The sequence below is a fragment of the Rhodovulum sp. YNF3179 genome (assembly GCF_050586465.1).
Lineage (GTDB): Bacteria > Pseudomonadota > Alphaproteobacteria > Rhodobacterales > Rhodobacteraceae > CAJXYS01.
Genome location: NZ_JBOCEG010000005.1, coordinates 190,202 through 208,267 on the forward strand (window position 1 = coordinate 190,202; position 18,066 = coordinate 208,267).

The following is an 18,066-nucleotide window of genomic DNA, read 5'->3' on the forward strand; positions in this document are numbered from 1 at the left end:
CGCATACTCTAACCAGACAACAAGATATGGATCGTCTATGGATCTTCTCCCGATAATCGCCAGTGCCGGCGCCGCGTGGCTCTTCGGGGCTGTCTGGTACATGCTGATGGCCGGCCCCTGGATGCAGGCCACCGGCCTTTCGGACCGCGACGTGGATCGCAAGGATCCGCTGCCCTACCTGCTGAGCCTGATTTTCCTGACGCTCGTCGCGGGGATGACGTCTTACGTCTTCGTGATTGCCGGCGTGGACAGCGTGAGCGAGGGGTTCTGGACGGGGCTGGGGCTGGGGCTCTTCGTCGGCGTGCCATGGATGGCCAGCAGCTACATGTTCGCCAAGCAGCCGATGCACCTGATGCTGATCGACGGCATCTACGCCATGATCGGCAACGCGATCATCGGGGTCGGGCTGACGCTGTTCTGATTCCGTCGGACGCATGGAAAAAGGAGGGCCCCGTCGCCGGAACCCTCCTCACCCCACGTGCTCCCATCGGGCACCACACGCTCTTGAAAAGGTCCGGCCGTCCTGGCCTGCCCGACCTGTCTACGCGGACCGGGCGCGGCCGGCAACTCCGAAGCGTTTCGGATTTGAGGCAACTCCGCGCGATCCGGGGCCGGCCGGTCCGCCGGCCCCGCCGGCCTGTCAGTAGCGGTAATGCTCGGGCTTGTAGGGCCCGTCGACCGAGACGCCGATGTAATCCGCCTGATCGGGGGCGAGCTCGGTCAGCCTGGCCCCGATTTTCCGAAGGTGCAGGGTCGCGACCTTCTCGTCGAGATGCTTCGGCAGGACGTAGACCTCGTTGCCGTACTGGTCGCCCTTGGTGAAGAGTTCGATCTGCGCCAGCACTTGGTTGGTGAAGGAGGCGCTCATCACGAAGGAGGGGTGGCCCGTGGCGTTGCCGAGGTTCAGCAGCCGCCCCTCGGACAGCAGGATGATCCGGTTGCCCGAGGGCATCTCGATCATGTCCACCTGGTCCTTGATGTTCGTCCACTTGTGGTTCTTCAGGGACGCGACCTGGATCTCGTTGTCGAAGTGGCCGATATTGCCCACGATCGCCATGTCCTTCATCGCGCGCATGTGCTCGATGCGGATCACGTCCTTGTTGCCCGTCGTGGTGATGAAGATGTCCGCGCTGTCCACGGCATCCTCCAGCGTCACCACCTCGAAGCCGTCCATCGCCGCCTGCAGCGCGCAGATCGGGTCGATCTCGGTCACCTTCACCCGCGCGCCCGCGCCGCGCAGGCTCGCCGCCGAGCCCTTGCCGACGTCGCCATAGCCGCAGACCACCGCCGTCTTGCCCGCCATCATCGTGTCGGTCGCGCGGCGGATACCGTCCACGAGGCTCTCCTTGCAGCCGTACTTGTTGTCGAATTTCGACTTGGTCACGCTGTCGTTCACGTTGATCGCCGGGAACGGCAGGTGGCCCTTCTCCATCATCTTGTAGAGCCGGTTCACGCCGGTCGTCGTCTCCTCGGTGACGCCGCGGATCGCGTGGCGCTGCTTGACGAACCAGCCGGGGCTCTCGGCGAGGCGCTTGCGGATCTGGGCAAACAGCGCCTCTTCCTCTTCGGACTCGGGCCGGGCGATCAGGTCTTCCTCGCCTTCCTCGACCCGCGCGCCGATCAGGATGTAGAGCGTCGCGTCGCCACCGTCGTCGAGGATCATGTTCGCGCCGTCGGCGAACTGGAAGATCCGGTCGCAGTAGTCCCAGTATTCCGCCAGCGTCTCGCCCTTCACCGCGAAGACCGGCACGCCGGACTCGGCGATCGCCGCGGCCGCGTGGTCCTGCGTCGAGAAGATGTTGCACGACGCCCAGCGCACCTCGGCGCCCAGCGCCACGAGCGTCTCGATCAGGACCGCCGTCTGGATCGTCATGTGAAGCGACCCCGCGATCCGCGCCCCCTTCAGAGGCTGCGACGCGCCGTATTCCTCGCGCAGCGCCATCAGACCGGGCATCTCCGTCTCTGCAATGGCAATCTCCTTGCGGCCGTACTCGGCCAGGGAGAGATCCTTGACGATGTAATCCTTGGGCATGGGGGGCTCCGTCATGCTGAAAACCGTTGACCGGCACTTAGCACCGCCGCCGCGTGCCGGCAACTCGCCCCGTGCATTTACAGCGATGGCCAGAGCGGCTACCTCCGGATCGGACGCCCCGCGAACGGATCAGGACATGGCCAAGGAACCCCGCGCCTGGCAGCGCATGCTCTCGGGCCGCCGGCTCGACCTGCTGGACCCGACACCGGTCGATATCGAGATCGAGGACATCGCCCATGGCCTGGCCTTCGTGGCGCGGTGGAACGGCCAGACCTTCGGCGACTTCCCCTATTCGGTCGCCGAGCATTCGCTGCTGGTCGAACAGATCCTCGGCCGGCTGCAGCCCAAGGCGCCGGTCAGGTGGCGGCTGGCGGCGCTCTTGCACGACGCCCCGGAATACGTGATCGGTGACATGATCTCACCCGTGAAAGCCGCCGTCGGTCCCGGCTACGGCGAGCTGGAGGCGCGCCTGGCCGCCGCCATCCACCTGCGTTTCGGCTTGCCGGCCACCTTGCCCGCGACGGTCAAGAAACAGATCAAGCGCGCCGACCGCATCTCCGCCTGGCTGGAAGCCACCCAGATCGCCGGGTTCAGCCAGGTCGAGGCGAACCGCTTCTTCGGCCGCCCGCGACCCGAACAGATCGAGGGTCTGCGGATCGCCCTGCGGCCCCCGGTCGAGGTGCGCGCCGCCTACACCGCGCGCCACGCCGCGCTCATCGCGGCGCTATGACCCGTGACATCCGTCCCGCCGGTCCCGCGGATCGCGATGCGATGGCCGGCATCCTGAACCGGATCATCCGGGCCGGCGGTCTGACGGCCCGGACACGGCCGGTATCGGCAGAAGAGATCGGCGACTGGATGCGCACGGCCGGCGACAGGTCCGCCTGGCATGTCGTCGCGCGGGCCGATGGCGCGATACGGGGCGTCCAGTGGATCGCGCCCCATCCCGAGCTGCCGCCAGAGGCCTGTGACATCGCGACCTTCGTGTCGCTGGCCGAGCGGGGGCGGGGACTGGGAACCGCCCTCTTGCAAGTGACGCTCGAGGCCGCCCGCGAGCGCGATTACGGCTGGATCAACGCCTGTGTCCGCAGGGACAACGCCGGGGCACGCGCCTTTTACGGGTCGCGGGGCTTCGTGCACTGGCGGGACTGGCCGGACGCGCCGGTGGCCCCGCGCATCCTGATGCGCCGGGACCTGTAGCCGCCGGCGCCTAGCGCGGGCTGCGCTTGGCCAGGATGCGCTGCAGGGTGCGGCGATGCATGTTCAGCCGCCGCGCGGTTTCCGAGACGTTGCGGTCGCAGAGTTCGTAGACCCGCTGGATGTGTTCCCACCGCACGCGGTCCGCCGACATCGGGTTGTCGGGCGGCGGCGGAAGATCGTCGGTTTCCGCGAGAAGGGCGTTGGTGATGTCGTTGGCGTCGGCGGGCTTGGAAAGGTAGTCGGTCGCGCCCATCTTCACCGCCGCGACCGCCGTCGCGATGGCACCGTAGCCGGTCAGCACGATGATCTTGGCGTCGGGTCGCTTTTCGCGCAGCACCTCGACGACGTCCAGCCCGTTGCCATCTTCGAGCCGCAGGTCGATCACCGCGTAGGCCGGCGGCCGCGCGGTCGCGATCGCCTGTCCGGCCGCCACGGACATGGCCGTTTCGGGGGCGAAACCGCGCTTTTCCATCGCGCGCGACAGCCGGCGCAGGAACGGCTCGTCATCGTCTACGAGCAACAGCGAATTGTCTTCGCCGATCTCCCGCTGTGTTCGTTCCGTCATGCCGCCCCAACCCCTCGAAACTGTAACATTCACGACGTTTTAGAGCGCGGCGGTGCTGCGGTCAAATGTCACGACGCGGCGTCGAGGAAGCAGCCGACACGGTCGGCCATCTGTTCGGGCGTCAGCTCTCTCCGGAAGAAGTCGACGAAACCGTCTTCGGGCATCACCAGGTAGCTGAAGGTGGAGTGATCGACCAGGTAATAGTCCGGGTCGTCGCTCTCCTGCTTGCGGTAATAGGTGCGATAGGCCTGGCTCGCCGTCTTCACCTGCTCGGGCGAGCCGGTGAGGCCGACCATCTCGGGATGCATCACCTCGGCGAATTCCCCGACGACCTCGGGCGTGTCGCGCTCGGGGTCGATGGAAATGAAGACCGGCTGCACGTCGTAGCCGCGCTCTGCCAGGACGTCGATCGCGGCGGCGTTGCGCGACACGTCCAGGGGGCAGACATCCGGGCAGAAGGTATAGCCGAAATAGAGCAGGGACGGCTTGGTGATCACGTCGGCGTTCGTGACCGTCTCGCCGGCGCCGTTCACCAGTTCGAACGCCCCGCCGATATCCCCCGACCCGGCGATCTGGCCCTGGCGGCAGGCGGCATAGGGGTCGTCGCCGCGGCCCATGTAGACGAAGGTCGCGATGGCGCCGAGCATGGCGACGGCCAGGGCACCGGCGGTCAAAGCGTAGAGTCTGCTCATGGAAATGCCTTCCCGAAATGCGTTCCCGTTGATCGGTTAAGATCGGCGCTCTATCAAGAACCTGCAATCCGAGTGTGACAATGCATCCCATGACCGCCTGATGGCCGATCTCTCTGCCTCCGTCCTGGCCACCGAATCGCGCAGCGAGTGGGTGCGCCTGCGCACGCTGATCCTGCTCCGGTGGCTGGCCATCGCCGGGCAGTCGGCCGCGATCCTGTTCTCGACGCTCTATCTCAAGCTGCAGATCGACATCGGGCTCTGCTTCATGGCGATCGGCGCCTCGATGATCTCGAATCTCGTGGCGATGTTCGTCTACCCCGAGACCAAGCGCCTGAGCGAACGCGAAGCGCTTCTGACGCTGCTGTTCGACCTGTCGCAGCTGGCTTTCCTGCTTTACCTGACGGGCGGGCTGAACAACCCCTTCGCGCTGCTGATCCTGGCGCCGGTGACCATCTCGGCCACCGCGCTGCGGCTGCAGGCGACGCTGTTCCTCGGGATGATGGCGATCCTGCTGATCTCGGTGGTGGCGCTCTGGCACGTGCCGCTCCGGACCGAACAGGGATTCGTGCTGCGGATGCCGCAGCTCTTCGTCTACGGGTTCTGGATCGCGCTGGTGATCGGCATCGCCTTCCTCGGCGCCTATGCGCGGCAGGTCACGGTGGAGATGCATGCCATGTCCCAGGCGCTGCTGGCCGCGCAGATGGCCCTCTCGCGCGAGCAGAACCTCACCAATCTCGGCGGCGTGGTTGCCGCCGCCGCCCATGAACTCGGCACGCCGCTGGCAACCATCAAGCTTGTCAGCTCCGAACTGGCCGACGAACTCTCGGACCGTCCCGAGCTGGCCGAGGACGCGGCGCTGATCCGCGACCAGGCCGATCGCTGTCGCGATATCATGCGCAGCATGGGGCAGGCCGGGAAGGACGACCTGCACCTGCGCCACGCGCCGCTGGGCGCCGTCCTGCGCGAGGCCGCCGACCCGCATTCGGAACGCGGCAAGTCGATCCATTTCAATTTCGCGCCCGAACGGGGCGCCGACGGGGTCCAGCCGGAAATCTGGCGGCAACCCGAGATCATTCACGGCCTGCGCAACCTGGTGCAGAACGCCGTCGATTTCGCCGAGGCCAATGTCTGGATCGATGCGCGCTGGGGCCGGGATACCGTGACCGTCCGGATCTTCGACGACGGCCGCGGTTACCCGCCCGATCTCCTCGGGCGGATCGGCGATCCTTTCGTGCGCCGGCGCCGCACGGCGCAGGACCGTGCGCAGCGCCCCGAATACGAGGGGATGGGGCTGGGTCTTTTCATTGCCAAGACGCTCCTGGAACGCTCCGGCGCCGAGGTCACCTTTGCCAACGCGTCCGACCCCTTCCTCGACCCGTCCGAGCGCCCGGAACGCAGCGGCGCAATCGTCGAGGTCCTCTGGCCGGCCGCGGCCGTGATCGTCGATCCGGACGCGCTCAAGGCCCCGCTGGGAGAAAACCAGCCGATCCGCATCTGAGGGCCGTGCAGACCGGCGCCGGCATGGCGCGAAAGACCCCGTAAACCATCGTGGCGGCCCCGGCGTGCTCAGCCCGGCGTTTCATGCTACGCTTTCATTGTCATGCTTGCGGGCTAGGGTCCGTGACGCGCGCAGCTTGCCAAGGGGGATAAGATGCATCTTGCCGTGATGTTCGCCATCATCATGACCGGGGCGTCGATATATTTCTTCCTCTGCGTCCCGGTCGTGACATGGCTGATCAGCGACCCGGGGTTCGACTTTGTCCGGCAAATGCATCCGCGCGCGGAACTGGCCACGATCTTCTCCCTGTCGGCGATCTATACCTCGATGCCCTTCGCATGGGCCGAGAAGCGCTATTTCCGGATCATGGAGCGGCGCGACACGGATGCCGAGCCCGGCGACGACACCGGCGCGGCAGCACGCGCCGACCGGTAACTTTTGGTTAACGAACCTTTCCTAGCCTCCACCTGATGCGGGGATACGCGGCAGGCGGGACATGGTTCATCTCGATCTTCAGACGATGCTTTACATCGCCGCGACCTGTATCCTGACGGGTGCCGGCGTGCTGGCGCTGCTCCTCCGGGCCGATCGGCACCGCATGCGCCGCGACCCCGCCACGCCCGGCACCGATACGGCTGACCAGGGGCTCGGCGGCGGCGATGCCTGGAACGCCCGGCTGTTGCAGACGGTCGAAGACGCACCGATGCTGGTCTGGCACGAAACGCCCGAGGGACGCATCACCTGGGCCAACGCGGCCTATCGCGCGCTCGTCGTGCAGGCCGGGTATGGCGAACCCGACACCGCGGGCGAGATGCCGCTCGTCCACCTGTTTCCACCCGACCCGGAAAACCAGGTCGATGACGGGCCGCCCGGCCGCGTGGCCGTGCATCACCGCACCGGCGAAAGGACATGGTGGTTCGAATGCCAGGTCCAGCAGGCGGCCGACGGCAGCGTCCTGCGCTACGCGGTCTATGCCAACCCGGTCGTTCGGGCCGAGGACGCGCTGCGCAACTTCGTGCAGACCCTCACCCAGACCTTCGCGCATCTGACGATCGGGCTGGCGATCTTCGACCGCGGCCGGCAGCTCGCGCTGTTCAATCCCGCGCTCAGCGAACTGACCCGGCTGCAGCCGGAATGGCTCAGCACCCGGCCCGCGCTCTACGCCGTCCTGGACCGGCTGAGGGACATGCGCATGATGCCCGAACCCAAGGATTACGGCAGCTGGCGCCAGCGCATGGCCGATCTCGAGAAAGCCGCCACCGATGGCACCTACGAGGAAACCTGGCTCCTGCCCACGGGTCAGACCTACCGCGTCATCGGCCGTCCCCATCCGGAGGGCGCGGTGGCCTTCCTCTTCGAGGACATCACCGCCGAGGTGTCGCTGAAGCGCCGCTTCCGCTTCGAGCTGGAACTCAGCCAGTCCGTCCTGGACAGCCTGGAACAGGCGGTCGCCGTCTTCTCGTCCTCGGGACGGCTCGTGGTATCCAACGCCGCCTATGCCGGCCTGTGGGGGGTGGATCCCAGCACCACGCTGGGCGAAATCGGGATTCTCGAGTCGATCCGCGCCTGGGAGGCCGCGACCGAACCATGCGAGGCCTGGGCGCGGGTCCACAACTTTGCCAGCCGCTCGAACGGCCGCCAGGTCTGGACGGCCCAGGTCTGTATGCCGGGTGACGCGGCCGGAAAGCTTCACTGCCGTTTCGTGCCGCTGGCGCGGGGCGCCACGCTCTGCACCTTCATGCCGGACACCGCCGCGGGCCGGGCGGACCGGGCCGATGCACCGGCGCTGGTCGAACCGGACTGATCTGCCCTTGCGGGGGCGGGGCACGGCGATAGAGTTGCGCCATGACCGCCGCCGATGCAGACGCCCCCGCTTTCTCTGCCAGCTGCCGCCTGGCCGGCGCCGCCGCCACCGATGCCTTCGCCCGGGCGCTGGCCCCGCGGCTGGGTGCCGGGGACACGCTGCTTCTGGGCGGCCCGATCGGGGCCGGGAAAACCGCCTTCGCCCGGGCGCTGATCGAGGCCCGCGGCGTGGCCGAGGACGTGCCGTCGCCGACCTTCACGCTGGTCCAGACCTACCACGCGGACGGGCTGGAGATCTGGCACTGCGATCTCTATCGCGTGACCCGGCCCGACGACGTGCTTGAACTCGGGCTCGACGAGGCGTTCGACGACGCGCTCTGCCTTGTCGAGTGGCCGGACCGGCTGGGCGATCTCGCCCCGGCGGATGCCCTGCGGCTCGATTTCGCGCTGGTCGGGAGCGACCCGGATGCGCGGGCGCTGGCCGCCAGCGGCCCGGCGCGCTGGTCCTGGGTCGGCAGGCTTATGGCGGAGGGACCCGCCCATGGCTGATCGCGCCGCCTGCAAACACGCCTTTCTCGAGCGGGCAGGCTGGGCCGACGCGGCGCGCGCGCATCTCGCCGGCGACGCCTCGAACCGAAGCTACGCGCGGTTGCGCCGCGGTGCGCAGAGCGCCGTTCTCATGGATGCGCCGCCCGCGCGGGGCGAGGATATCCGCCCCTTCACCCGGATCGCGCGGCACCTGGCCCGGCTCGGTCTGTCCGCCCCCGCCATCCTGGCAGAAGATCCCGAGCACGGCTTTCTTCTGCTCGAGGACCTGGGCGACGCGCTCTTCTCGACGGTCGCGGAGGCGCAGCCGGAGCTGGAAGAGACGCTCTACGCCGCCGCGGTCGGGGTGCTGGCCGAACTGCACGCCCATCCCGTTCCCCCGGGGATCGCGGCCTACGATCCGCCGCTGATGGCCGGGCTGTCGGGCCTCGTGCTCGACTGGTACCTGCCCGCGGCCCTGGGCCATCCCGCGCCCGAAAGCGCCGAGGCCCTGCGCGCGGCCGTCGAGGCCGCGACCGCGTCCCTGGCCACGGACCGCCCGGTCCTGGTCCTGCGCGACTACCATGCGCAGAACCTGATCTGGCTGCCCGAACGGCAGGGGCCGGCCCGGGTCGGGCTGCTGGATTTCCAGGACGCGATGGCGGGCCACCCCGCATACGATCTGGTTTCCCTGCTCGAGGACGCCCGGCGCGATACCTCCGCCGCGCTCCGCGCGGCCATGTATGCACGCTACGCCACCGAGACCGGCACCGATCCGGAGAGCCTTGCGCGGGCCGTCGCGATCCTCGGCGCCCAGCGCAACCTGCGCATCCTCGGCGTGTTCGCCCGACTCTGCCTGCGTGACGGCAAACCCGGCTATGTGGACCTGATGCCGCGGGTCTGGGACCACCTGCAGCGGGATCTCGCCCACCCGGCCCTTGCGGCGTTGCGCGCGATCGTCGACGATCACCTTCCCGCCCCCGATCCCGACCTGCAGGCCAGGATGAAAGCGCAATGTCCCGCCCCGACTCCCTGATGATCTTCGCCGCCGGGTTCGGCACCCGCATGGGCGCGCTGACGCGCGACCGGCCGAAGCCGATGATCGACGTGGCCGGCCGGCCGCTGATCGACCACGCGCTGGCGCTGGGCGCCGCCGCCGGGATCGGGCGCATCGTGGTCAACCTGCACTACAAGCCCGAAACCCTGCGCGCCCACCTGGCGGGGCGCGGCGTCGCGCTGTCCGAGGAAACGCCCGATATCCTCGATACCGGGGGCGGGCTGCGGCATGCCCTGCCCCTGCTCGGGGCCGGCCCGGTCTTCACGCTGAATTCGGACGCCGTCTGGACCGGGCCGAACCCGCTGGCGCGGCTCGCCGCCGCATGGGCGCCGGACCGCATGGACGCGCTGCTGATGCTGGTGCCCGCCGCGGCGGCCCGCGGCCATGCGGGCACGGGCGACTTCCTGCCGGATGCCGAGGGGCGGTTGACCCGCACCACCGGCGGCGCCGGGCGGGCGCTGGTCTATACCGGGGCGCAGATCATCCGGACGGACGGCCTGGCGGACGTCGCGGACAGGGTCTTTTCGCTCAACCTTCTCTGGGACAGGATGATCGCGGAGGGGCGGCTTTTCGGCCTGACACATCCCGGTGGCTGGGCCGATGTCGGCACGCCCGAGGGCATCCCGCTCGCCGAGGCGATGCTGGCGGAGGCGGCGGATGTTTGAGCCGCGGCACACGCCCCGTTTCTTCGCGCTGCCCCCCGGCTGCGACTATTCCCGCGCCCTGGTCGAGGGCCTGCGCACCCGCCTGTCCGATGCCGCCCCCGAGGCCATCGCGCGCGTCGAGCTTTACGTCAACACGCGGCGCATGCAGCGGCGGCTCAAGGCGCTCTTCGCAGAGTCGGGCGCCGGGTTCCTGCCGCGGATCGCGCTGGTCACCGACCTGGCCGAAGACCCGCATCTCGCCGACCTGCCGCCGCCCGTACCGGCCTTGCGCCGGCGGCTGGAACTCGCCCAGGCGGTGGCGCAGCTGCTCGACAGCCAGCCTGATCTCGCGCCACGGGCCGCGATCTACGATCTCGCCGACAGCCTCGCCGGGCTCATGGACGAGATGCGCGGCGAGGGGATCGCACCCGAAGACCTGCGCCGGCTCGACGTGTCGGATTTCTCGGCCCACTGGAAGCGGAGCCTGGCCTTCATCGACGTGATCGCCCGGTACTGGACGCCGGACCAGCCGCCCGACACGGAGGAACGCCAGCGGCACGTGGTCGAGCATCTCGCCGCACGCTGGCGCGAGGCGCCGCCGCACCACCCGGTGATCGTGGCCGGCTCGACCGGGTCGCGCGGGGCGACGGCGCTCTTCATGCAGGCGGTAGCGCGCCTGCCGCAGGGGGCGGTCGTGCTGCCCGGCTTCGATTTCGACATGGGCATGCAGGTCTGGGGCGCGCTCGACGACGCGCTGACCGGCGAGGACCATCCGCAATTCCGCTTCCGCCGCCTGATGCAGGGGGCCGGGATCGCCCCCGAGGATATCCGGCCCTGGTCTGACACGGCCCCGGCCAACCGGGCCCGCAACCGGCTCGTGTCGCTGGCCCTGCGGCCTGCGCCCGTGACCGACCAGTGGCTGGCCGAGGGCCCGCACCTGCCGGATATCGACGGCGCAACCCGCGACATGACGCTGGTGGAGGCCTCCTCGCCGCGGGCCGAGGCCCTGGCCATCGCGCTGCGCCTGCGGGCCGCCGCCGAAGCCGGCGAGACCGCCGCGCTCATCACCCCGGACCGTGTGCTGACCCGGCAGGTCACGGCGGCGCTCGATCGCTGGGGGATCGTGCCCGACGACAGCGCCGGACAGCCCCTGCCGCTCTCGGCGCCGGGGCGGCTCTTCCGGCAGGTGGCCGCGCTGTTCGGCGTGCGGCTGACGGTGGAGCATCTGCTGGCGCTGCTGAAGCACCCGCTTGTCCATTCCGCGCCGGGCACCCGTGACGACCACACGCTCCGGACCCAGCGGCTGGAGCTCGACCTTCGCCGTCACGGCCCCGCCTTCCCGACCGGCACCGACCTGCGCGCCTGGGCGGCGCGCCAGGTGCGTGATCCCGGGGCGATCGCCTGGGCCGACTGGCTGGCCGCCGCGCTGGACGGGCTGGAACGGATCGGCACGCGCCCGCTGACCGACCACGTCGCGCAGCATGTCGCCCTGACCGAGCGGCTCGCCGCCGGGGCTGGTGCGGCGGCCGGGACCACCGGCCGGCTTTGGGAGGAGTCCGCCGGCGAGGAGGCGCGCAAGACCATCGACGCGCTCGTCGCCGAGGCCGACGCGGGCGGGTCGCTTTCGCCCGCCGATTACGCCGCGCTGTTCCGCTCGGTCCTGGACCGGGAAGAGGTGCGCAATGCCGTGCAGGGTCATCCCGCGATCATGATCTGGGGCACGCTCGAGGCCCGGGTGCAGGGGGCCGATGTCGTGATCCTCGGCAGTCTCAACGAGGGGATCTGGCCGCAGATCCCGCCGCCCGATCCCTGGCTCAACCGCCAGATGCGCAAGGCAGCGGGCCTGTTGCTGCCCGAACGGCGGATCGGGCTCTCGGCGCATGATTTCCAGCAGGCCGTCGCCGCGCCGGAGGTGATGCTGACCCGCGCCATCCGCGACGCGGAGGCCCCGACCGTCGCCTCGCGCTGGCTCAACCGCCTGACGAACCTGCTCGGCGGGATCGGCGCCCACGGCGCCCGGTCGCTGGAGGACATGAAAGCCCGCGGCCAGGTCTGGCTCGACCGGGCGGCCGCGCTGGAAACCCCGGTCACGCCGCTGCCGCCGGCCCCGCGCCCGGCCCCGCGCCCGCCGGTCGCCGCACGACCGGCCGCGCTGTCGGTGACACGCATCAAGACGCTGATCCGCGATCCCTACGCGATCTATGCGCGGGACGTGCTGCGCCTGAAACCGCTCGATCCGCTGCGCCCGCAACCCGACGCGCCGCTCCGCGGCACGCTGGTCCACGAGGTTCTGCACCGTTTCGTCGACGAGACCCGCGCCGGGCTGCCCGCGCATGCCGAAGCCCGGCTGATTGAGATCGCGACCGCGGTCATGGAGCGCGGCGCCCCCTGGCCGGCCGCGCGGCGCATATGGCTGGCACAGCTTGCACGCGTCGCCGCGGCATTCCTGCAAGACGAGGCCGCGCGCCGGGCGGAGGCGACGCCGCTGGCGCTGGAGGTGCCCGGCAAGCAGGCGCTGGACGGCATCGACTTCTCGCTGACGGTGAAGGCCGACCGGGTCGACCGGACCCCGGACGGCAAACTCCTCATCTACGACTACAAGACCGGCGCGCCGCCCTCGGAAAAGGAGGTCACCCATTTCGACCGCCAGCTGCCGCTGGAGGCGGCGATGGCGGAGCGCGGCGGCTTCGAGGGACTCGCACCGGCGCCGGTGGCCGGGCTGCGCTATATCGGGCTCGGCGCGAAGCCGGGCCAGGTCGCGATTTCGACCGATCTGGTGCGCCCCACCTGGGACGAGCTGCATCGCCTTGTCGCGGCCTACGCCACGCGCGAGACCGGCTACGCGTCGCGCGCCCGTCTGCAACGGCGGACGGATACGGGCGACTACGATCACCTTGCCCGGCACGGCGAATGGGACGACACCGCCCCCCCGACACCGGAGGACGTGGAATGACCGCCCCCGCGGATCCGACCGTCGCGCAGAACCGTGCCGCCGCGCCGGACAGCTCGGTCTGGGTGTCCGCCAACGCGGGATCGGGCAAGACGAAGGTGCTGACCGACCGGGTGGCGCGGCTGCTTCTGGGCGGAACGGCCCCCGCGCGTATCCTGTGCCTGACCTATACCAAGGCCGCCGCCGCCGAGATGCAGAACCGGCTCTTCGCGCGGCTCGGCAGCTGGTCGATGCTGGACGAGGCAGAGCTGACGGCCAAGCTGCAGGACCTTGGCGTCGCCCCCGGCGCGATCGACAGCGAAACGCTGCGCCGGGCGCGCACCCTCTTCGCCCGCGCGCTTGAAACGCCGGGTGGCCTGAAGATCCAGACGATCCATTCCTTCTGCGCCGCGCTCCTGCGTCGCTTTCCGCTCGAGGCGGGCGTCTCGCCCCAGTTCTCCGAGATGGAGGACCGCGCCGGCAAACGGCTGCGCGCCGAGATCGCAGAGGACCTGGCGGAACGTGACCCGACCCTCTTCGACGGGCTGGCGCGGCACCTGTCGGGCGAAGATCTCGACGCCCTTCTGTCGGAGATCGTGCGGCAAGGGGACGCTTTCGAGGCGCCGCCGGAGGCCGACAGGATCTGGCGATCCCTCGGACTGGCCCCCGGCACGACGTTCGCGGACATCTGGGCCGAGGCCATCGGCCCCGGCGATGCCCGCCTTCTGGCCGAGGTGATCCCGCTGCTCGCCGCGGGCACCAAGACCGACGCCAGGGCGGCGGCGAAACTGGCGGAGGTCGATCTTTCCGCGCCCACGCCGGGCGCGTTGCAGGCGCTCGAAGGCGTGCTGCTCTTCGGAGAGAATGCCGCGCTGCCCTTCGGGGCGAAGATCGATTCCTTCCCGACCAAGGCCACGCGCGAGACGCTGGGCGACCGGAAAGATGTGCTCGACTCGCTGATGCAGCGCATCGCCGATGCCCGTCCCCGCCGTCTGGGCCTCGCCGCCGCGGAACGGACGCTGGCGCTGCATGGCTTCGCACACCGGTTTCTCACCGCCTACACGGACCGCAAGCAGGCGCAGGGCCTTCTCGATTTCGACGACCTGATCCACCGGGCGCAGGCCCTGCTGTCCGATCCCGCGGTGGCGCAATGGGTGCTGTTCCGGCTCGACGGCGGGATCGATCACATCCTGGTCGACGAGGCGCAGGACACCAGCCCGGCGCAATGGCGCGTGATCTGGCGCCTCTCCGAGGAATTCACCGCCGGTCACGGCGCCCGCCCCGAGACCGAGCGCACGGTTTTCGTCGTGGGCGACGAAAAGCAGTCGATCTATTCGTTCCAGGGCGCCGATCCGGATGCCTTCGGCGCGATGCGGGCGCGTTTCGACCGCCACCTCGCCGATATCGGCAAGCGCCTGGACCGCACGGACCTGCATTTCTCTTTCCGCTCGGCGGCGGCGATCCTGCGGGTGGTGGACATGACCTTCGAGGGACCGGCGGCACGCGGCGTGTCGGCCGAGATCACGCACCGCGCCTTCAAGTCCGAGATGCCGGGCCGGGTGGATGTGTGGCCGTTCCTGCCCAAGTCCGAGAGCGCGGACCCCCCGGCCTGGTACGAGCCCGTCGATACGCCGGCCGACGACGACCCGGGCCTGGAACTGGCGCGGCGGATCGCGGGGGAAATCCGCGGGATGATCGACCGGGGCGAGCAACTCGTCGAACAGGACCGCGACGGCCCCCGTCCGCGCCGGATCACGCCCGGCGACGTGCTGATCCTCGTGCAAAGGCGCTCGGACCTGTTCCACGAGATCATCCGCGCGCTGAAATCCGCGGAGCTGCCGGTCGCCGGGGCGGACCGGTTGAAAATCGGCGCCGAGCTGGCGGTGAAGGACCTGACAGCGCTCATCTCCTTCCTGTCCACCCAGGAGGACGACCTCTCGCTCGCCGCCGCGCTGCGCTCACCCCTCTTCGGGCTGTCCGAAGCCGATCTCTTCCGGCTGGCCCATGGCCGCAAGGGCTATCTCTGGGAAAGCCTGCGGGCACGGGAAGACGCGTTTCCGGGGACGCTCGCCATCTTGCGGGATCTGCGGGACCACGCCGGGTTCCAGCGGCCGTTCGAGCTGCTGGAACGCATCCTGACACGCCACGGCGGCCGCGACCGGCTGATCGCGCGGCTCGGGGCCGAGGCCGAGGACGGCATCGACGCGCTCCTGGCCGAAGCGCTCTCCTACGAACGCGCCGAGGTGCCGAGCCTGACCGGCTTTCTCGCCTGGCTCGGGTCCGACGAGGTGGAAATCAAGCGCCAGATGGACAGTGCCGGCGACCAGGTGCGGGTGATGACCGTTCATGGCGCCAAGGGCCTCGAGGCCCCGGTGGTGATCCTGCCCGACACGGCCCGGCGACCGGTGACCGTCAGGGACCAGGTCTACCGGCTGGCCGATGGCCTGCCGGCCTGGGCGACCTCCCGGCCCGACATGCCGCCCGCCATGGCCGAGCGTCACGCCGCGCTCAGGGCCCGGCAGGAGGACGAGCGCATGCGGCTGCTCTACGTGGCGATGACCCGGGCGGAGAACTGGCTGATCGTCTGCGGCGCGGGCGATGCCGGCAAGGCACCGGCCGACAGCTGGTACGGGCTGGTGGCCGACGGCACCGAGCGCGCCGGCGCCGTGGCCCATGATTTCACCGGCGGGCGCGGGCTGCGCTTTGCCGCCGGCTCCTGGCCGGCCCCGGCCGGCGGACCCGGCCCGGCGCGGGCCGGCGGTGGCGGCCCCCTGCCCGAATGGGCGCACCGGCCCGCGGCCACCCCGCCGCGCCCGGCCGAGCCACGGGCGCCCTCGGACCTGGGCGGGGCGAAGATCCTGCCCGGCGAGGCGGAAGGCCTGTCCGAGGACGCCGCCAAGCGCCGCGGACGGCAGGTGCACCTGCTGCTCGAGGTGCTGCCCGAACACCCGCGGGCGGACTGGGCGGAAATCGCCGCGCGGTTGCTGTCGCGCGGCATCGACGCCGCCACGCCGGCCGAGCTGGAGGCGCTGCTGGACGAGGTGCGGCCGATCCTGACCGATCCCGCGCTAGAGACGCTGTTCGCGACCGATACGCTGGCGGAGGTGTCCGTAACGGCGGAACTGGCCGAGCTGGGCGGCCAGCGGATCATGGGGCAGATCGACCGCCTGATCGTGGGCCCGGACCGCGTCATGGCGGTGGATTTCAAGACCAACGCGCTGACGCCCGCCCGCCCCGAGGAGACCCCCGAAGGCCTGCTGCGGCAGATGGGCGCCTATGCGGCGGCGCTGGGGCAGGTCTACCCCGATCGGCGCGTCGAGACGGCGATCCTCTGGACCCGCACGGGCGTGTTGATGCCCCTGCCGCACGAGCGCGTGATTGCGGCGCTCGGATCGGCCCCGGCACCTTGACCATTCCCGGGGGCGCCCATACCTTCGCGGGCAACACCCCATCCAGAGCCCAGGAGGCCCCCATGGCAACAGTTGCAGTCACCGACGACACCTTCGACGCCGAAGTGAAGAATTCCGACATCCCGGTCATCGTGGATTTCTGGGCGGAATGGTGCGGCCCCTGCAAGCAGATCGGACCCGCCCTGGAAGAGCTGTCGGCCCAGTACGAGGGCAAGATCAAGATCGCCAAGGTGAACGTGGACGAGAACCCGAACTCCCCCGCGCAGCTGGGCGTTCGCGGCATCCCGGCGCTCTTCATGTTCAAGGACGGCCAGGTCGTCTCGAACAAGGTCGGCGCCGCGCCCAAGGCCGCGCTGCAGAGCTGGATCGACGAATCGATCTGAGCCGCGCCGCGGTTCCGGCCGGTACAGGGCGCCCGCCGGGCGCCCTTTTTCTTGGGCGTCAGCCGTTTTCGCGCAGCACCCGCCCCGCGAGGTAAAGCGAGCCGCAGATCAGGATGCGCGCCGTCGGCGCCTCCGCGACGATCCGCGCCACCGCGTCGGCGACCGACGCGGCCTCGGCCGTATCGTGGCCCGCGGCACGGGCGGCGGCGGCGGTCTCGGCCGCGGGCAGGGTCGCCGTCTCGCCCGGGATTTCCACGGCGTAGAGCCGTTCCGCCCGCCCGGCCAGCGGGCGCATGTAGCCGCCGATATCCTTGGTGTTGAGCATCCCGCAAACCATGTAGGTCGGCCGCGCGGGCAGCCGGCCCAGCGCCTCGGCGAGCGCGGCACCGGCGGCGGGGTTGTGCCCCCCGTCAAGCCAGAGCTCGGCCCCCGGCGCGGCCGCGACAAGCGGCCCATGGCCGAGGCGCTGCATCCGCGCGGGCCATTCGGCGCGGGTCAGCGCCGCCTCGCAGACGGTCTCGTCGGCGCCGAGCCCGCGCAGGACGGCCAGGGCCGCGCCCGCGTTCTGCACCTGGTGCGCGCCGATCAGGGCAGGCCGCGGCAGGTCCAGCAGGCCGGTTTCGTCCTGGAACACGAGCCGGCCGCGTTCCTCGGCCACGTGCCAGTGCTGGCCATGCACCGACAGGGGCGCGCCAAGACGGTGCGCCCTGGCCTCGATCACCTCGCGCGCGGCCTCCTCCTGCGGGCCGACGATGCAGGGCACGCCCCGCTTGATGATGCCGGCCTTTTCCCCGGCGATGGCGGCGAGCGTGTCGCCGAGATATTGCTGGTGATCCAGCGAGACCGGCGTGATCACGGTCGCCGCGGGCCGCGCGATCACGTTGGTGGCGTCAAGCCGGCCGCCCAGCCCGACCTCGAGCAGGCACCAGTCGGCGGGGGTCCGGGCGAAGGCGAGGAGCGCGGCCACCGTGGTGATCTCGAAATAGGTGATGGGTGCGCCGTCATTGGCGCGCTCGCATTCTTCCAGCACCTCGGCCAGCGCGGGTTCGGAAATCAGCTCCCCGGCCAGGCGGATCCGTTCGTGGAACCAGGCCAGGTGCGGCGAGGTGTAGGCATGGACCCGGTCGCCCCGCGCCTCGAGCCCGGCGCGGATCATGGCCAGGGTGGAGCCCTTGCCGTTGGTCCCGGCGATGTGGATCACCGGCGGCAGGTCGTCCTGCGGATTGCCGAGCCGGTCGAGCAGCCGCCAGACCCGGTCGAGCGTCAGGTCGATGATCTTCGGGTGCAGGGACATCATCCTTGCGAGGATGACGTCGCTCTCGGCCCCG

16 protein-coding genes are annotated in these 18,066 nt (G+C 70.2%); 12 read left to right on the top strand and 4 right to left on the bottom strand.

Annotated elements, in window-relative coordinates:
* Nucleotides 1-37 precede the first annotated feature (37 nt).
* Entirely contained in the window at nucleotides 38-421 is a 384-nt protein-coding gene (locus ACQ5SP_RS10800; RefSeq protein WP_430938378.1) for a DUF1761 domain-containing protein, read from the top strand.
* Between the two features lie 219 nt (nucleotides 422-640).
* Here the strand turns inward: ACQ5SP_RS10800 and ahcY are convergent, their stop codons facing one another.
* Nucleotides 641-2,032 carry an adenosylhomocysteinase gene (gene ahcY, locus ACQ5SP_RS10805; RefSeq protein ID WP_430938541.1) on the bottom strand — a complete coding sequence of 464 codons (1,392 nt, stop codon included), beginning with the start codon at nucleotides 2,030-2,032 and terminating at the stop codon, nucleotides 641-643.
* Nucleotides 2,033-2,168: 136 nt separating this feature from the next.
* Between ahcY and ACQ5SP_RS10810 the strand changes: the two genes are divergently transcribed.
* Both ACQ5SP_RS10810 and ACQ5SP_RS10815 read left to right on the top strand, forming a co-directional pair.
* A complete protein-coding gene (locus ACQ5SP_RS10810; protein ID WP_430938379.1) occupies nucleotides 2,169-2,762 on the top strand; it encodes a YfbR-like 5'-deoxynucleotidase in 594 nt (197 codons plus the stop codon).
* A complete protein-coding gene (locus ACQ5SP_RS10815; protein WP_430938380.1) occupies nucleotides 2,759-3,232 on the top strand; it encodes a GNAT family N-acetyltransferase in 474 nt (157 codons plus the stop codon). The genes ACQ5SP_RS10810 and ACQ5SP_RS10815 overlap by 4 nt, the downstream gene beginning before the upstream one ends.
* A 10-nt stretch (nucleotides 3,233-3,242) precedes the next feature.
* Here ACQ5SP_RS10815 and ACQ5SP_RS10820 read toward each other — a convergent pair whose 3' ends face one another.
* On the bottom strand, nucleotides 3,243-3,797 hold the full coding sequence (locus ACQ5SP_RS10820) for an ActR/PrrA/RegA family redox response regulator transcription factor (RefSeq protein WP_430938381.1): 555 nt from the start codon (nucleotides 3,795-3,797) through the stop codon (nucleotides 3,243-3,245).
* Between the two features lie 68 nt (nucleotides 3,798-3,865).
* A complete protein-coding gene (locus ACQ5SP_RS10825; RefSeq protein WP_430938382.1) occupies nucleotides 3,866-4,489 on the bottom strand; it encodes an SCO family protein in 624 nt (207 codons plus the stop codon).
* 100 nt (nucleotides 4,490-4,589) lie between these two features.
* Between ACQ5SP_RS10825 and regB the strand changes: the two genes are divergently transcribed.
* The 9 genes from regB (at nucleotide 4,590) to trxA (ending at nucleotide 16,738) form a co-directional block, all read left to right on the top strand.
* On the top strand, nucleotides 4,590-5,987 hold the full coding sequence (regB, locus tag ACQ5SP_RS10830) for a sensor histidine kinase RegB (RefSeq protein ID WP_430938383.1): 1,398 nt from the start codon (nucleotides 4,590-4,592) through the stop codon (nucleotides 5,985-5,987).
* A gap of 153 nt (nucleotides 5,988-6,140) precedes the next feature.
* Nucleotides 6,141-6,422, top strand: coding sequence for a hypothetical protein (locus ACQ5SP_RS10835; RefSeq protein ID WP_430938384.1), 282 nt, complete (start codon nucleotides 6,141-6,143; stop codon nucleotides 6,420-6,422).
* A gap of 61 nt (nucleotides 6,423-6,483) precedes the next feature.
* Nucleotides 6,484-7,791: a PAS-domain containing protein gene (locus tag ACQ5SP_RS10840; RefSeq protein ID WP_430938385.1), complete on the top strand. Its 1,308-nt coding sequence runs from the start codon at nucleotides 6,484-6,486 to the stop codon at nucleotides 7,789-7,791.
* A 41-nt stretch (nucleotides 7,792-7,832) separates the two neighbouring features.
* A complete protein-coding gene (tsaE, locus tag ACQ5SP_RS10845; RefSeq protein WP_430938386.1) occupies nucleotides 7,833-8,339 on the top strand; it encodes a tRNA (adenosine(37)-N6)-threonylcarbamoyltransferase complex ATPase subunit type 1 TsaE in 507 nt (168 codons plus the stop codon).
* Complete coding sequence (locus tag ACQ5SP_RS10850) at nucleotides 8,332-9,351, top strand: aminoglycoside phosphotransferase family protein (protein WP_430938387.1); 1,020 nt, start codon at nucleotides 8,332-8,334, stop codon at nucleotides 9,349-9,351. The genes tsaE and ACQ5SP_RS10850 overlap by 8 nt, the downstream gene beginning before the upstream one ends.
* On the top strand, nucleotides 9,330-10,037 hold the full coding sequence (locus ACQ5SP_RS10855; RefSeq protein ID WP_430938388.1) for a nucleotidyltransferase family protein: 708 nt from the start codon (nucleotides 9,330-9,332) through the stop codon (nucleotides 10,035-10,037). The genes ACQ5SP_RS10850 and ACQ5SP_RS10855 overlap by 22 nt, the downstream gene beginning before the upstream one ends.
* Nucleotides 10,030-12,969 carry a double-strand break repair protein AddB gene (gene addB, locus ACQ5SP_RS10860; RefSeq protein WP_430938389.1) on the top strand — a complete coding sequence of 980 codons (2,940 nt, stop codon included), beginning with the start codon at nucleotides 10,030-10,032 and terminating at the stop codon, nucleotides 12,967-12,969. The genes ACQ5SP_RS10855 and addB overlap by 8 nt, the downstream gene beginning before the upstream one ends.
* Complete coding sequence (gene addA, locus ACQ5SP_RS10865) at nucleotides 12,966-16,355, top strand: double-strand break repair helicase AddA (protein WP_430938390.1); 3,390 nt, start codon at nucleotides 12,966-12,968, stop codon at nucleotides 16,353-16,355. The genes addB and addA overlap by 4 nt, the downstream gene beginning before the upstream one ends.
* Nucleotides 16,356-16,417: 62 nt before the next feature.
* Nucleotides 16,418-16,738, top strand: coding sequence for a thioredoxin (gene trxA, locus ACQ5SP_RS10870; protein ID WP_430938391.1), 321 nt, complete (start codon nucleotides 16,418-16,420; stop codon nucleotides 16,736-16,738).
* Between the two features lie 58 nt (nucleotides 16,739-16,796).
* Here the strand turns inward: trxA and ACQ5SP_RS10875 are convergent, their stop codons facing one another.
* Complete coding sequence (locus ACQ5SP_RS10875; protein ID WP_430938542.1) at nucleotides 16,797-18,035, bottom strand: bifunctional folylpolyglutamate synthase/dihydrofolate synthase; 1,239 nt, start codon at nucleotides 18,033-18,035, stop codon at nucleotides 16,797-16,799.
* Between the last annotated feature and the right edge of the window lie 31 nt (nucleotides 18,036-18,066).